This window comes from Cellulophaga algicola DSM 14237 (assembly GCF_000186265.1).
GTDB lineage: Bacteria > Bacteroidota > Bacteroidia > Flavobacteriales > Flavobacteriaceae > Cellulophaga > Cellulophaga algicola.
Window position 1 is genome coordinate 3,727,188 of the sequence record NC_014934.1, and the last position, 14,660, is coordinate 3,741,847.

Here is a 14,660-nt window from a genome sequence, read left to right on the forward strand (position 1 = left end):
ATTTAAACGGAAAATTGTTGGTTATCTGTATTTATAACTAACAATTTTCCTTCTTTTCATATAAAAATAGGCTTGTACGTTATATATCTATAATCAATCGCGTAAAAAACTGAGGGTTACTTCTTTTTTGGATTCTTTTAGCTTACTAATAATCTTTAAAAAGAGTATAGCTGTAATATAAGCATCACCCATAGCAGTATGCCTATCTTTTTTTGAAATGCTAAATTTATCAGCTAATTCATCTAATGTGTAATTTTCTTTTCTTGTAATTAAATTAGATCTAATAATTGTCTTTTTATAGAGATGAGAAGTATCCAAATAGGTGTTTTTTAATTCGGGTAATCCATTTCTTAGTAAGGCATTGTTAATCATATTTAAATCAAAAATTGCATGGTGTGCAATAATTACACTGTTCCCTACATAGGTAATAAATTGTTCTAAAGCCTCTAGTTCAGTTACCCTAGGAACTGTACTGTTTTTGAGTATTCCGTGGATTGGGGCGGCATCTTTACCATACACTTGCTGTGTAACAAATACTTCAAAACCATCTCTTATCGCAATTTGTTGCTGTACTAATTTTACAGCACCAATGCATAAGATTCTATCGTTAGAATAATCAAAACCCGTAGTTTCAGTATCTAAAACAGTATATACGGTGTCAACTAGTTTTTCCGTAGGTTTTTCTTTAAATTTTAACGCATAGTCGTTCCAAAATTGAGGAAGACTGGCTTTGTTTTTTTTTAAAAAGTTAAACATTACATATTTTTTAATTGAAACCTTAGGGTTACCAGTTCTTGAATTTCTTTTATTGTTTTAAAAGTACGCTTAAGCTTTATCTTCTCTTCTTTACTTAGATTGTTTAAAGCTATATAACGTCCAGAATCATTATTTGTAATGCCTTGTTTTGTTCTAAATTTTAATAATGCTTTAGAAGCGTAGGAACATGCAAGGTAGATTTCTTTATTGTTGGGTTCTAGTTCCGCAAGTTTTTCAAAGCGCTCTGCAGTGTTGTTAATCGCTTTAATGGAGTGCGATAGAATAAGTACCCGAGCGGCATCAGTCAAGGGCCTTAAGGCTCTACTTTTTACATCAAAAGAATCTTTATGTGCCCCATCTTGTTCTACTAAAAATTGTCTAAAAAATCCTGTAGGAGAAGGGTTTTGAAGCGCGCCTTTCGCTAAATGCACAAAAAATATAGGGTATTTTTTTACCGTATAAAAGATATGTTCAGAAAGCCCTGTAACTAAACTTGGTTCTCCATAAATTAGATTGTAATCAAAAAATATGGAAGAAAGTAATACTTCATCAATACCTGGATTAATAATCCAATGCGATGTTGTTTTTTTCCACTCACTAAAGCTTAAACACCATTGCGGATTTGAAGCCATCATCTCCGCCGGGCAGTATTCATAACCAATTTCATTTAACCCCTTGGTAACTAATTTAGAAAAGTCTAAAAAATAGGCGTTTGTTTTAGGAAGCATATCATCAGAAACATCTTCAAAAATTAAAGCATTGTCTTGATCGGTATGCAACATTTGTTCACTCCGCCCTTGACTACCAAGCGCTAACCATGCAAATTTCACAGGTGGTTTATTTTCCATTTTATCCAATGAAATTTTAATCACTTGTTTTAAGCAAGCATCATTTAATTCCGATATAATTTTAGAAACCAAGGTCATCGGGATGTTTTCAGCGAGGTAACCTCGTAATAAATCCATGATGTTTTTTCGTATAGGCTTAAGGTGTTTTACTTTCTTAGCACGTTTTATAGCTTTCATTAAAACGGCAGGGTTGTTACCCAAAGCAACCATTACATCGTGTTTAGAGAGTATTCCGACTAACTTAGTCGCTACCGTTCCGTCTTTGGTAAGGCATAAATGACTTATGTTACTTTTCATCATAGCCATTTGTGCCTGAGTAATGGTCAGGTTTTTTGGGTATGTAATTACTGGACTCGTCATAATTTTACTAACCGCAGTAGTAATAGGATAATCACCAGTGACTATTTTATTGCGTAAATCTTTGTCTGTAATAATCCCAATGGGCAACGCATCTTTTACGATAATAATGGCTCCAACTTGTTTAGCAGTCATTATTTCAGCAGCTCTTTTTACGGTGGTTCGCGGACCGCAAGAAATTATTTTTTTAGAATATTGTACCGGTTGTAAATCTATAAGCGGCAAGTTAGGAGTGCTTTTTTCTGGGTCAGAATTGTCACTGTATAGTTTACCACGATAATTTTTTGAGTATGGGTTTCTCGTGTTCGAAGCAAAACTCTCTATTAAAAAATTACCTACCGCTGTATTGTTTAAAGCCAGTGGTTTAAAAAGGGCAATAGGAATAGCATAAAGAATACTTTCTTCATGTGCCTTAGCTTCCAGTTCATAGTTTTCGTTGGCCATTAAAGGGCGTAAGCCAAAAATATCACCCTCGTCACAGATATCTACGATGGTATTGGTTGTTTTTCTAATTAGAGATACAGCACCTTTATGTATAACGTAAAAGTGGTCATGACCTACCTCTTTCTCCGTGAAAATTATACTATCTTTTTCTTGGTATATAATGGTAATCTGTTCCGAAAGTAGCTGTAAATCATCACTTTTTAATCCATTAAATGGAGGGTAGTTTTTTAAAAAATCTGCTACTCGTTGCGATATGGTGTTTTTCATAGAAAAGCATTCTACAGTAAAAATAATCTATCTAATGCATATGTGGTTTTATGAGTGATGTTTTTTAAGTATAGTACGCCAAATAAAATAAAGACATTAATGTTATTTTTAGTCTCATCTAATGCCATACGCTACCAAGCTCGCATCAATGCAACGAAGGTGAAACAAATTGTACTCAAATCATTAAAAGAAGAACGCTTTAGTACCCGACGTCAATTGATTATTCCTTTTATATTCTTCCTAAAATAGGGTTTAAAAAAGTATCTTTACAGCGTATTATTTATCCTTTAGTTTCACTTTAGCAAATTGCCGAGGCTTATTTTATAGGCCCTTTTGCTGATCTGTGAAACCTAAATAACCAGCTTAATGACTGGTTGGTAGTAGGTAACTATCTAATACTTTTTAACCCTACGCATTGCTAAGGTCATTAGTCTGCAATTCGTTTCAAATCATTAAAAAGCATGGTTTGCTTAAAAGCACCATAAGTATAGCCAAAGGAGCATCATATGCGGCGCATTTTTTAAGTTCAATAAGTAGGATACAAACCCTTGTTTTCTATAAGAACCTAAAGCAAACTCCGTAAAGTATCCTTACTTAGGCCTGGGCGTGTCCTTGCTCCTGAAGAAGGTTCAGAAGCAAGGTCGGGCTTTTCGTTACAATTCCTCGCCCTGCTCCCGTTCTATCGGGAGCGGGCTGTGGGATTTACACTGCAATCCCTCACGCATAAAAGAATATAAATTTTAAAAAGAGTCATTACAAAACTAAAACCATAAAGATGAGTACAGATATAAAGCTTAGCAAGCCACAACCTATTATTTTAGATAAACAATTAGAAATGTTCAATCGTGGCTCAGACGTTAATCTTACTATTAAAGCATTAGAAGCTGGTAAACCTGTGCTCATAACAGCTTTTTATAGTAATGGATTAGTACTTCTCAAAGAATTGAAATACTATCTTCAAAAAAAGTTTCCTAATGATTCTTTTCAAGAACAACGTAAATTTCGTGCCGCTTATCAAAAATTATCCAATCTTATTTTAATAGAAATTGTTGCTAATAAGTTAATCGTTAAAAAGGCACCTTCTATTGGTTGGTTAGAAAAGTTGTATCCAGAAATAAGCGATTTTTTATTGCCTTTCCCTCAAGTACAAGGATTAAATAGTGCTTGGCAATGGTATGAAAACGGAATTGCAGTTCCTGTGTTAAGAAATAAAATGCATCCCTATTACGGAGTTTATTTTCCAACACGTTTTGATCATTTAATACTTTTTGACCAATGGTTAAAACGATACGAGGGTCCTAAAAAATCTGCAACAGATATCGGTATTGGTAGTGGTATACTTTCTTTGCAAATGGTAAAATACGGTTTTCAGAAGGTTTTTGGTACAGATACAAACCCTAATTCAATTATTGGTTTAACTGAGTTTATGGGAGATACAAAATTATCTAGAAAAATAGCTTTAGATCATGGTTCGCTGTTTGGTAAATTTGAAAAGCAAACAGAACTAATTGTTTTCAATCCGCCTTGGCTGCCACAAGCACATGATTTAGATCGTATTGATGAAGCTATTTATTATACTAAAGATCTATTTCCAGAATTTTTTGCAGCAGCAAAAAAACACCTCTTGCCAGAAGGTAAATTGGTGGTCTTATTTTCTAATTTAGGACAGATAACAAATGCTACAAAAGAACATCCTATAGCAATGGAATTGGCTAATGGGGGTAGGTTTAAATTAGAGAAATGTCACAAAAAATCTGTGAAGGTAGCCTCAGATAAAACAAAGAGAGACCAACATTGGCGTACGTTAGAAGAAGTAGAGTTATGGGTTTTAACCCATTAATGGGCTGTAATAATGTGCAAGTCATAAATCGTCTAGCAAAATAAAAATATAATACCCTGTAAAAAGTAACGTGCTAATGCCAAATCTAGAAGTAGTAGAAGAAAACAATGATTATATCGTTGTAAATAAGACGGCCGGATATATAAGTGAAAAAAACCCTTATGAGGATAATACCATAGAAGACCAGCTATTTAAACACCTTTTACAAAAAAAACGTAAACCCTATATTGGCGTTATTCATAGATTAGATAGAGTTACCAGTGGCGTCTTAATTTTTGCTAAGAAGAAAAGCGTTCTCGTGGCATTTAATGAACTTTTTAGTAGTCGGCAAGTTCAAAAAACATATTTGGCCATCGTTAAAAATAAACCAGCAAATACTAAAGGTGATTTAGTCAATTTTCTTGTAAAAAATAATAAAGATAAAAGAGCAGACATTATTCAAACTAAATCAAAAGAGTCTTTAGATTGTAGCCTTAGTTATGAGGTTATTGCAAAAAACAACTTTGGCTATCTTTTAGAAGTACAACCTAAAACGGGGAGATTTCATCAAATAAGAGCCCAATTAGCACATATAGGACTTCCCATTATTGGAGATGAAAAATATGGTTCAGACCAAGAATATTATCCTCTTTCTGTTTGTCTTCATTCTTGGAAGTTAACCTATCAAGTTTCAGGATCTAATGAAAGTAAAACTTTTGTAGCTCCTTTGCCAAAGAATAAATTTTGGGAATTTAAATCCTTATAACTCATTTAAACCAGCAGTATGCATCCGTAGAAAGAATGCTGCTATTTTTAGACTCCTGATTACCACTTTAAAAGACTATATGCTGAACAGGTAATTAGAGGTATCTCTTTTTAATTTTTAAAATGGACTTACATTCCATTTAATGATGGTTACTTTTGCGACTAATTTTGTAGTGTATTAGAATGAGTAATAAAAAGTTGGATTATGTAGTGATCGGAGCAGCTCAAGCAGGCTTAGCTATGGGATATCATTTACAAAAAATGAATAAAAATTTTTTAGTAATTGATGGGGAAAAGGAAATTGGTGCTTCATGGTTAAATAGATGGGATTCATTAAAGCTATTTACATCTACTGAATACAACCATTTACCAGGCTTAAAGTTTGAGGCTCCAAAAGGACATTATCCAACGAAATTTGAAGTAGCTTCCTATTTTAAACAATATGTAAAGACATTTAAAATTCCTTTACAATTAAATACCTTAGTTACTGCTGTTCGTAAAACAGAAAAAGGATTTAGTATTGCCTATAAAGATGGAATGCTTGAAGCAGATCATGTAATTGTGGCTACAGGACCTTTTCATATTCCATATACACCACCTTGCCATACAAAGCTATCAAGCAGCGTACTTCAAATGCATAGTAATTATTACAAAGGAATACACCAATTACAAGAGGGGGATGCCTTAGTAGTTGGTGGTGGAGATTCTGGATATCAAATCCTAAATGAAATATCTAAAGATGGTTCTAGAACCGTATATTTTTCTGGGAATACCAATGTAAAATCTATTCCTCAGCAATTTTTAGGTAAAACAATATGGTGGTGGTTTACATTAATTGGGTTTTTAAGTTATACCAAATATAGTTGGATAGGGAAGAAGATTAATTCTTCTACCCAACCAGTAATTGGTACCGATGTTAAGGAAATTCTTTCTAGAAAAAACGTAATAGCGGTAGGTAGGACTAAAGATGCATTACACGAGGAAATGTTTTTTGAAACCAAGAAAATTTCTACTATTAAAAATATTATTTGGGCAACAGGGTACCGTCCAAATTTTAAATGGATAGAAGGTTTGGAGCTGGATGCCAATAGTTATCCAAAAAATTACAGGGGCGTTAGTAATATAACAGGCTTATATTTTATAGGCTTGCCTTGGATGTATACCCGTGGATCTGCAACTTTAGGCGGAGTATCTAAGGATGCTACTTATTTAGCAAATGAGATACGTAACAATGATTAATTTTAATCATTGTTTGTGTAGATTTTTAGTTCGTTGGTTTTTTATTCAAATAAGTTAGCAGTACTATAATCAAAATAGGAATTAGTACACAAATAACAACGGAAGCTTGCACGTAATTTAATCCGAAATATTCAAACCAATTTAAAAATAGAACAGAATGTTCAAATAGGGCAGTAGCGAATTTCTCAAAATCTGGGATTATAAAAATAGCAAATAAAACAAAGACTATAAAGCCAAAAATTAATGATTTTGATTTAAGTATTCTGCTTATTAAAAAAACAAAGAAGCCTGGAATTATAATATAATATATAATTATGTTGACTTCATGGTACGTAAGACCAGAGATTTTAGAAATCCATTTTAAAATATTATAAACTGCTTGAAATATACGATCCAATGTATGCTTTATGTACTTATGGTTCTAAAATTTTCGCTCAATTAGGGTGCCTATTTTTAATAATAATAAAGTCATTATCAATATTATATATTCTCAACAAATTTCAAAAAAACGTCCTTGTGACGTTGTACATCTAAATTTGGAGAAAGTGATGCGCGCACAATATAATCTTTATCGCCTTCTTTAGTGGTTCCTTGTGTAGAAGTTGCAGGTACCGTCCAATAACAGCCTTTTAACTGTCCGTAACTTACGCAGAATTTACTTTCATCAGGAATTTCAGTGATCATTAAATTTATTAACTTCAAATTCAGCGCTCTTTTATAGGCTTCTTTTTCCTTATCTGTAGTACCTTTTGTAGGTAGGTCTAATGAAAAAACAGAAGGCGTAAATCCTTGATTTGCTAATTCTTCGGAAACAAAATTAATTTTAGCATCGGGTAATTCCGTGTGGATAAAATTTACAAATTCACGGGTGTTTTTGTAGGCATCGTGAATTCGCTGATTCATAGAAGGTAATTGTTTGGCTAATATTTCATATTGAAGCGGTGTAGCCTCATTATCGCACAGCATTAGATGTGTTTCTATTTTTTCAAGCAAAGCCTCTGTTTTTTTATTTGTCACGCAATAGCCCGCTGTACATTGTCCGCCACTTGGGAATTTTGACCCGCTCACATAAGAGATGGTTCTAACAGAAGCTAATATTTTATCTTCACCTAAGAAAAGTACGTTAGGGCAAAATGTCTGATCCAAAATAAAAACGGGATCTATAGCTGTGCCACCAATTGCCGTTTTACGTTTTTTACTTAAAACCTCTTTTAGCTTAATAAGATCGGGAACTTCAACCCTAGGGTTAGTAGGGATTTCTGCTATAATATAAGGTACCGCATCTTGATGAGCAATGGTACTTAATACCGTATCTATACTTTGCACCATATCATTATCACCATCTACCAATAAATCTACTATTTCTACATTATCTAGGCAAGCGGCAACTCGTCTAGCTTGGTCATTTGTACCTCCATAACAATTAGGAGGAACAATAATTTTTATAGCTTTTCCTTTATGGTTTTCTAAGGCATTATCAATTAATCCCATCAAGATAGCATACTGAATAGAAAGACCGCTAGAAGCCACCAAAGGCTTTGTAGCTGCTCCTGTGATTTTATGGATAGCTTGTAAGACGTTTATTTTATTAGCTTCAACAGGGCTTTTATATGCTATAGCAGACTGTGCTATTACAGCATTTAAGGCCGTAAGAGAATTAGCGGGTGTCATCGCAATGGTTTCTCTTCTACGTACATGCTGAATAGCAGAAACATAAGATTCGTTTTGTGCACCATTTACCACTAAAACACTTCCTAAATTTCCGTAGAGACTAATAAAAAAGTCGATGTTAGGATTGGTATCAATAGGACCAATTTTATCTTGATCTGAAAGGAAAATTGTACTCCCATCAAACTTAGAAATTTCGTCACTATTTTTAACTTTTTTCAATTCAAAAGTATACCCATAAACACGTTTTATTACATCAGCGTCAAAACACGCTGGTAATTCTTGGGTATATACGATTTGGGTATGTTTAGAGTCTAATAAATTTGTTCTCAGAATTGCCAATATAGGAAGGGTCTTTGAAGAAAAACTAATAACATTTTCAGCCCTTAAATTATTTAATTGAGCAATTCCCCATTCTAATAAACAGGATAATGGGTGCCCTAATCTTATATAGTCGTAGGCAGTGGGTAACTTATTTAATGCAGCAGCACTCGTATTATTGTCCGTATATAAGGTTTCAAACTGGTCTAAAAATTGTGTTTTTGCCAATTTTTCATCATAAAGATCTAATCGGTGTGTGGTTATATTTAACCAACCTGATGGCATGTTTTCTAATACCTCTTTAATATAAGTAAACATTTTGTTCTCTTTCATAATTACCGACTTTAAATAAACCGGTAATTTACGTTAATTAGCGGTATTTAAAGCGTGTATTGATGCGTAATTGTAAGATTATCTTGAATAGGGTAGGAGCTATAAATAGCGTAGCAGTAAACCGGATCTTATTTCGTTTTTGTGGCAAGCTTTGGCGTCCGGATTAAAAACTATACTAAACAGACTAAAAGCAAAGCCATTTTAAAAAGATAGGTAGCCCCTTGTAAAATTGGTTTACTTATTTTTTAAATGAGTAAAATTTGCTTCTGTAGAATTTAAAGATAGCTTAGAGAAAGGCTTAATTAATATACCGATCTACCCAATTTGCTATCATTTTTCCAACATAAATAGAATCATTTTTATTAGATAACATATGAGACGCACCATCTAAAGAAATAAAGCTTTTAGGGTGCCATGCAGCCTTATAGATTTGAGCAGCATTTTCTATACCAACGGTTTTATCTTGTGGGGAGTGAAAAACTAATAAGGGTAATTTTAACTTTTTTAAAGTCTCTTCCATGTTTTGCTCGTTAATATCATTTAGAAACTGTTTTTGTATTTTAAATGCTCTGCCTCCAATTGCTACAACAGCTTCTCCTTTTTCATTAATTTCATCAATTCCTGAAGCAAGTAAATGAGCTACATGTTTTGGGTTTGATGGGGCTCCTATGGTCGAAACTGCTTTTATACTTGAGATATGTTGCCAGCAAATATAACGGCAGCACCTCCTAAAGAGTGTCCGATTAAAATATCTGGGGGCGAATAATTATTCTTTAAAAAATCGGCTGCCGCAATTAAATCGTTTACATTAGAAGAGAAGTTGGTGTTCTCAAAATCACCCTCACTTTCTCCTAATCCGGTAAAATCAAAACTTAATACAACAATACCACTTTTGTTTAATCTTCGAATGATATTTCTAATTGCTGTAAGGTTTTTATCACACGTAAAACAGTGCGCAAACACAGCATAACTTTTCGGGTCTGCTATAGGAAATTCAATTCTAGCAGCTAATTCTTGTCCGAGTTTATTTTCTATGTTGTTTTAGATTTTAAACAGGACCGAACTTATTGGTTTGTCGATACTACGCAGTTAAACCAACAAAAGAATCTAAATTGTTTAAGAAGTAACCATTACTAAGCTTATGCAGGGCATCGCAAACAAAAGGCTACTAAATTGCTTAGATAAAAATCATTTTAAAAATGAACTAAATCCAATAAAAATGTTTTTAGAATAAGGACTTCTTTTTATGACGACTAGCAGGTTGACTGTATTTTTCTTGCTCGTATTTGATGCTGCTGTTTAGGTTATTCTTCTATATTTTTTTACAGTTATCTGTTTTTAAATCAGGAAGACTAGGATTATAACCATTAGATTTAATTTGAAAGTTATTTTTTGATTCTTCTTCTATTACCACTCCTTCAAAAATATTCTTAAGAGCACAAAAGTCCTCTAAGCCTGTATTGCTCAAAATCTTTAATTCACCTACGCTTTTTAAATTTTCAAGTCCATTTAGGCTCTTAAGTGCCTCGTTTCTTCCAATGTACAATTCTCCGTTTATTTCATTTAGTTTATTTAAGCCCTCAAAGGACACTAGTTGGTCATGTTCTGTAACATCTAGATAACCTCCTATTTTTTTTACATTATCCAAACCAGATAAAGAGGTTAATTTTTCATTACTTCTTATCATAATTCCGCTAGAAATTAATTTTAAATTATCCAAGCCTTTTAGGGATGTAAGGCACGTATTTCCACTCACTACTATTTTACCTATAGTGGTGATGCCTTCTAATCCTTTTAAATTTTCTAATTTCTCATTTTGCTTAATGGATAAAGAACTTCCTATGGTTGTAAGCTGCAACGCTGCAATACTGGTCAGGTTAGGATTACTATCAAAACTTAAATAAGAAAGCAAGGTTTTTAATTTTTCTAAGCCTTTGCAACTTTTTAGATTAGTATTAAAATACACCTCTAAGGTTCCTATAGTATGCAAATTAGTTAAGCCTTCTAGAGAAAGAAGTGCAGTGTTGTGAGCAATTCTAAATTCTCCCTCTACTTTTTTTAAATTATTTAAACCTTCTAAGTTTTCTAAACTTATATTTGATGAAATATCTAGGGTAGGCAAATAAACAAGAGATTCTAGGCCTGTTAATGACTTTAGTTCTAAATTGCTATAAATATATAATCCCTCTGTTATTGTTTTAATTTTTGAAAAGGATGCTATGGTTGTTATATCAGTAGCATTTGATCTGTCTCCTAAATATAAATACCCGTTAATCGCAGTAATATTATATAAAACCCCTCCTTTACTAAGCGCTTTATCTATTTCATTTTGACTTTTAAGTTGTATATTTCCTTCATAGGTTTGAGCGTTACTACTCATGCTTAAAAAAAGCAAGTTAAAAATAAGTGCCGTTGTCAAAAGAATTATTTTTCTTTTAAAAACACCTTGCCTTTTAAAAGATACATTGTTTTCTATTTTTTTCATTCTTTATTATTTTTTATGCTGCTTTTCATCATTTTAAATTGGAAATATACACGAAACCTAGTAGTCTAAATCTCTTTCTCTTTTTGCCTTATTTCATAATTTGTTCTTCTATTAAAACGAAAGCTAAGTTTAATCTATGGGTTCTTAGAACCAAGCTTAAGGTTATATTTAAAGTTAAGAAAGATAGGCTAAAATAGAGGGGAACAGAAATATACGCCTTTACGATTAGTCTGTAAATTTAATAATGAAAGGAGCTTTTTTTACCTCAGTTCTTTGTTGCCAGTAGTTTTATTCTTCAATTAGAATCCACTCAGAAATATCTTCATTCCCATCAATTATACTTCTATATTTCTTTTTCACTCCACTGCAATAATGTCTATAAGTGGCCTCATTTATTTCGTATTCCATTTCATCATATATATCATCATCATCATAAAGAACTCCACAGCCATAATATCCAATACCTCTTTCAAATTTTAAAAGTTCTTTTTTTGTATAGATTTTGTTTTTATGGGGAGTCATACTGATATTAATAATTGTATCAGTATTAATCTTATAAATAATTTTTTGTTCTTTATAATAAGCTTTAGAAACTTCTATTAAAAGAGTATCATTTTTTAATAGATTAGAGCAAAAAGATATGAAGTACATTCCGTCAAAATCAGACACTGTTGCTTTAATTCTTTTGTAATCTTTATCCATAAATTCCAGATTTACAATACTTAGGGTGTCTTTAGTCGTTTTATCAGTTATTTGTCCATAAAGCTTATACATTCTTCCAGATTTAAAGGGTTCCTTATTTTGAGAATAGGAAGGTAGATTGTACAGAAATGCAATTATAATAATGATAGATATTCTCATTTTTTTAAATTAACGGCGAATGACTCTTATAATGTTCTATATTTAAGTGTAAGTAAATATTAATTCTAGATTTTGTTTGGTAAAAATTAGATACTCTAAAGTTTAATTATATTTCCAGAAGGAGTGATTTTAAAATTTTCTGTTTTTGGACTAGACATCACGCTATCTTTAATTTTAATAGAAGTAAGTGCTATCTCATGATTAGAAAAGAGCTTGAAAGTTGTTTTCGTTCCATTTGCTAAATCGATATTCATGCCACCCTCAACATCTATTTCATAATATTCTTGCTCAATTAATAAGGTAGAAATTATTTTATGTTCGTTATAAACTAAAAGATCTACCCATTCAGAATCATAACAACCACTATTTGAAATTATCGAAATCTTATTCTTATTTAAATTTCCTAAATCATAATAAGGTGTCTCGCCTCCACAAGAATACTCTGAGAATAAGGAATTGTTTGTGAATTTATATCCAGTTTTTTTAATTGAATCCCAAATATCAGTGCGTTCAATTGGGAAAGTTTCTAGATTTTGAGGTAAACTGTTAGTATCAGTACCAATGATTGATTTTAAAACTTCTTTTTCTGGTATTATTTTATCTTTATTGTTTATGTTGCACGACATTAAAAAAATAAGAAATAAAGCTAGACTGTATCTATAATTATTTTTGACCATTTCAGTATTTATATTTTAAATCTCCTAATTGTTGCTAACGTTTGGTATGTGCTTAGATATGCTTGTTGCAACTAAATTAGCGAAAGGAAACCAAAACTTAGGGGAATTCGTAAGATTTTCCGAGCACAAATAACCTGTGCGATAAATTAAACAGACTGTTAGGAACGAGCTTTTATTTCATCTTTTAAGTCTTCTATCCAAAACTTATCTCCTTCAAACTTTTTTAGAAGATATTGATAATATTCTTTAATTTCTATTTCGGATATCAGCTCCTTTTCTTTCAGTATACTTAAAGCTTGAATTGAAGCACCTTCTTTATCTGCCTTAATAATTAATTTAATTAATTCTGGCTTAAGCTTATTTACTAATTCCTTATTCCAGTTTTTTATTATTAGTACTAGAATCCAATAATGCCATGTTTCATCATTTGTGAATTCATTAAATACTCTTTTAATTTCAGGTATAATTATTTCTCTTGCTTTTACGAGCATTTTAGATACTCCACCAGATGCAGGCCAATTAGCATCTTGCAAAAACTCAAGAAAACTCGGTAAATAATTATTCAACTTTTCAAATCCTAAATATTCTATTAAAATACCAACTTTATAGGATTTAATATGAACAGTTAATTCCAATATTTCGTCTTCTGTTATATGGTCAAATTGAGATAGGTTTTCTAATTGTTGGTCAAATGAAATACCATATTCGATAGTGTTTTCTATTCTCTCAATTAGTTTCATTTTATGCTTGTTGCTAAAGGTATGTTTGTTGTAATAGGTGTTCGATATGTTACTAAATTAACAAATAAAAACCGAATAGAAATCCGCGAAGATTTGCGTACGCAGATTAGAACTAACATGAAATTATAAACGGAGTTACCCAAGATTTTTATTCCTATTAAATTCAGCTTGTATTAATTGTTCAAGTTTTTCAAAATCATATTTTAACGTATTCGATGTTATCGAAAGTGGTGTTCCGTACATTTTCATATTTGTCCGCATGAGTCTTGCCTTCAATCCGCTTTTTGCTTTCCCAATATGTTTTTCAGAATCAATGACATTAATCAGAAGGAATTTTGTAGACATAACTTGCTGTGTTTTAATTTCAGAAATATCGTTCCATTCAATGAGTCCAACACTCGATGCGTTCGAGTTGTCCGTTATTCCGTTTGAGTCAATTATTAATCCAACTTTTTTGTCTAATAGTTTTCTACATCCATAAATCCCTGTCGCTCCAAAGAAAAGAATTGCTAAAGTTCCAGCAGCTTTAATTACCATAGGATTTCTTAATAATTGCATTGAGTGTTCTTGAAATTCATCTGCATTTATCACTAACCAAATACCTAAAACAACCAAAATAATTGAACCTCCAATTCCTAAAAATAATTTATTTTTACTTAATGGTATTTCTATCTTTTCTGTCATTTTCTTCTTTTTCTTGGTCAAAAGTTGGGTAACGTTTGGTGTCTGGTATGTTAAGCATCTAAACCTTTTTTTTGTAAGTGCCATCCTATGTACAGCTTACGCTTAGCTCTACTGACTTATAGTATTTAAGTATTGTGTTTTACGGCATTATTTTCTAATCATAAAACCCATGTATGAGGTCATAGATTAGTTCCCCAAGATTAACCCATTTATATTCAATATTGAGGTCTTGATGACTTATTCCATATACATTACCACATTCTTCTAAATTTTTATTACGGTTAATGTCGTGCCAATTACCATTAATACGATACCCAATATAAGATAATTTTTTCTTGAAAGATGGATTTAAGTCTTCCATAATTATCTATTTATTTGTGTTGGAATTACAGTAAT

At 32.0% G+C, this 14,660-nt stretch carries 14 protein-coding genes; 3 read left to right on the forward strand and 11 right to left on the reverse strand.

Going from position 1 to position 14,660, the window contains the following annotated elements:
• Positions 1-93: 93 nt before the first annotated feature.
• A complete protein-coding gene (locus CELAL_RS16220) occupies positions 94-756 on the reverse strand; it encodes a 3'-5' exonuclease (RefSeq protein ID WP_013551975.1) in 663 nt (220 codons plus the stop codon).
• Positions 756-2,672: a DUF294 nucleotidyltransferase-like domain-containing protein gene (locus tag CELAL_RS16225; RefSeq protein ID WP_013551976.1), complete on the reverse strand. Its 1,917-nt coding sequence runs from the start codon at positions 2,670-2,672 to the stop codon at positions 756-758. Before CELAL_RS16225 ends, CELAL_RS16220 begins: the two co-directional genes overlap by 1 nt.
• Before the next feature lie 775 nt (positions 2,673-3,447).
• On the opposite strand from CELAL_RS16225, the gene CELAL_RS16230 reads away from it, so the two are divergent.
• From CELAL_RS16230 to CELAL_RS16240, 3 genes are all read left to right on the forward strand, one after another.
• Positions 3,448-4,512, forward strand: coding sequence for a methyltransferase (locus CELAL_RS16230; RefSeq protein ID WP_013551977.1), 1,065 nt, complete (start codon positions 3,448-3,450; stop codon positions 4,510-4,512).
• 76 nt (positions 4,513-4,588) lie between these two features.
• Entirely contained in the window at positions 4,589-5,257 is a 669-nt protein-coding gene (locus CELAL_RS16235) for an RluA family pseudouridine synthase (protein WP_013551978.1), read from the forward strand.
• Positions 5,258-5,439: 182 nt separating this feature from the next.
• A complete protein-coding gene (locus CELAL_RS16240; RefSeq protein ID WP_013551979.1) occupies positions 5,440-6,495 on the forward strand; it encodes a flavin-containing monooxygenase in 1,056 nt (351 codons plus the stop codon).
• A 480-nt stretch (positions 6,496-6,975) separates the two neighbouring features.
• Here the strand turns inward: CELAL_RS16240 and CELAL_RS16250 are convergent, their stop codons facing one another.
• The 9 genes from CELAL_RS16250 to CELAL_RS16285 form a co-directional block, all read right to left on the reverse strand.
• The gene (locus CELAL_RS16250) at positions 6,976-8,817 is read right to left on the reverse strand and encodes a PLP-dependent transferase (protein ID WP_013551981.1); all 1,842 of its coding nucleotides are present in this window, start codon (positions 8,815-8,817) and stop codon (positions 6,976-6,978) included.
• Between the two features lie 298 nt (positions 8,818-9,115).
• Positions 9,116-9,337 (reverse strand): alpha/beta hydrolase family protein, encoded by a 222-nt coding sequence (locus CELAL_RS22635; protein ID WP_052304014.1) that lies wholly within the window; start codon positions 9,335-9,337, stop codon positions 9,116-9,118.
• A 164-nt stretch (positions 9,338-9,501) separates the two neighbouring features.
• Positions 9,502-9,780: an alpha/beta hydrolase family protein gene (locus tag CELAL_RS22640; RefSeq protein WP_052304015.1), complete on the reverse strand. Its 279-nt coding sequence runs from the start codon at positions 9,778-9,780 to the stop codon at positions 9,502-9,504.
• Between the two features lie 349 nt (positions 9,781-10,129).
• Positions 10,130-11,302, reverse strand: a complete 1,173-nt coding sequence (locus CELAL_RS16260) for a hypothetical protein (protein WP_013551982.1) — start codon at positions 11,300-11,302, stop codon at positions 10,130-10,132.
• Between the two features lie 288 nt (positions 11,303-11,590).
• Positions 11,591-12,163 carry a hypothetical protein gene (locus tag CELAL_RS16265; protein ID WP_013551983.1) on the reverse strand — a complete coding sequence of 191 codons (573 nt, stop codon included), beginning with the start codon at positions 12,161-12,163 and terminating at the stop codon, positions 11,591-11,593.
• 95 nt (positions 12,164-12,258) lie between these two features.
• Entirely contained in the window at positions 12,259-12,840 is a 582-nt protein-coding gene (locus CELAL_RS16270; RefSeq protein ID WP_013551984.1) for a hypothetical protein, read from the reverse strand.
• A 158-nt stretch (positions 12,841-12,998) separates the two neighbouring features.
• Positions 12,999-13,580 carry a DUF5071 domain-containing protein gene (locus CELAL_RS16275; protein WP_013551985.1) on the reverse strand — a complete coding sequence of 194 codons (582 nt, stop codon included), beginning with the start codon at positions 13,578-13,580 and terminating at the stop codon, positions 12,999-13,001.
• A gap of 135 nt (positions 13,581-13,715) precedes the next feature.
• A complete protein-coding gene (locus tag CELAL_RS16280; RefSeq protein WP_013551986.1) occupies positions 13,716-14,264 on the reverse strand; it encodes an STM3941 family protein in 549 nt (182 codons plus the stop codon).
• A 154-nt stretch (positions 14,265-14,418) separates the two neighbouring features.
• Positions 14,419-14,625, reverse strand: coding sequence for a hypothetical protein (locus CELAL_RS16285; protein ID WP_013551987.1), 207 nt, complete (start codon positions 14,623-14,625; stop codon positions 14,419-14,421).
• Positions 14,626-14,660: the final 35 nt, after the last annotated feature.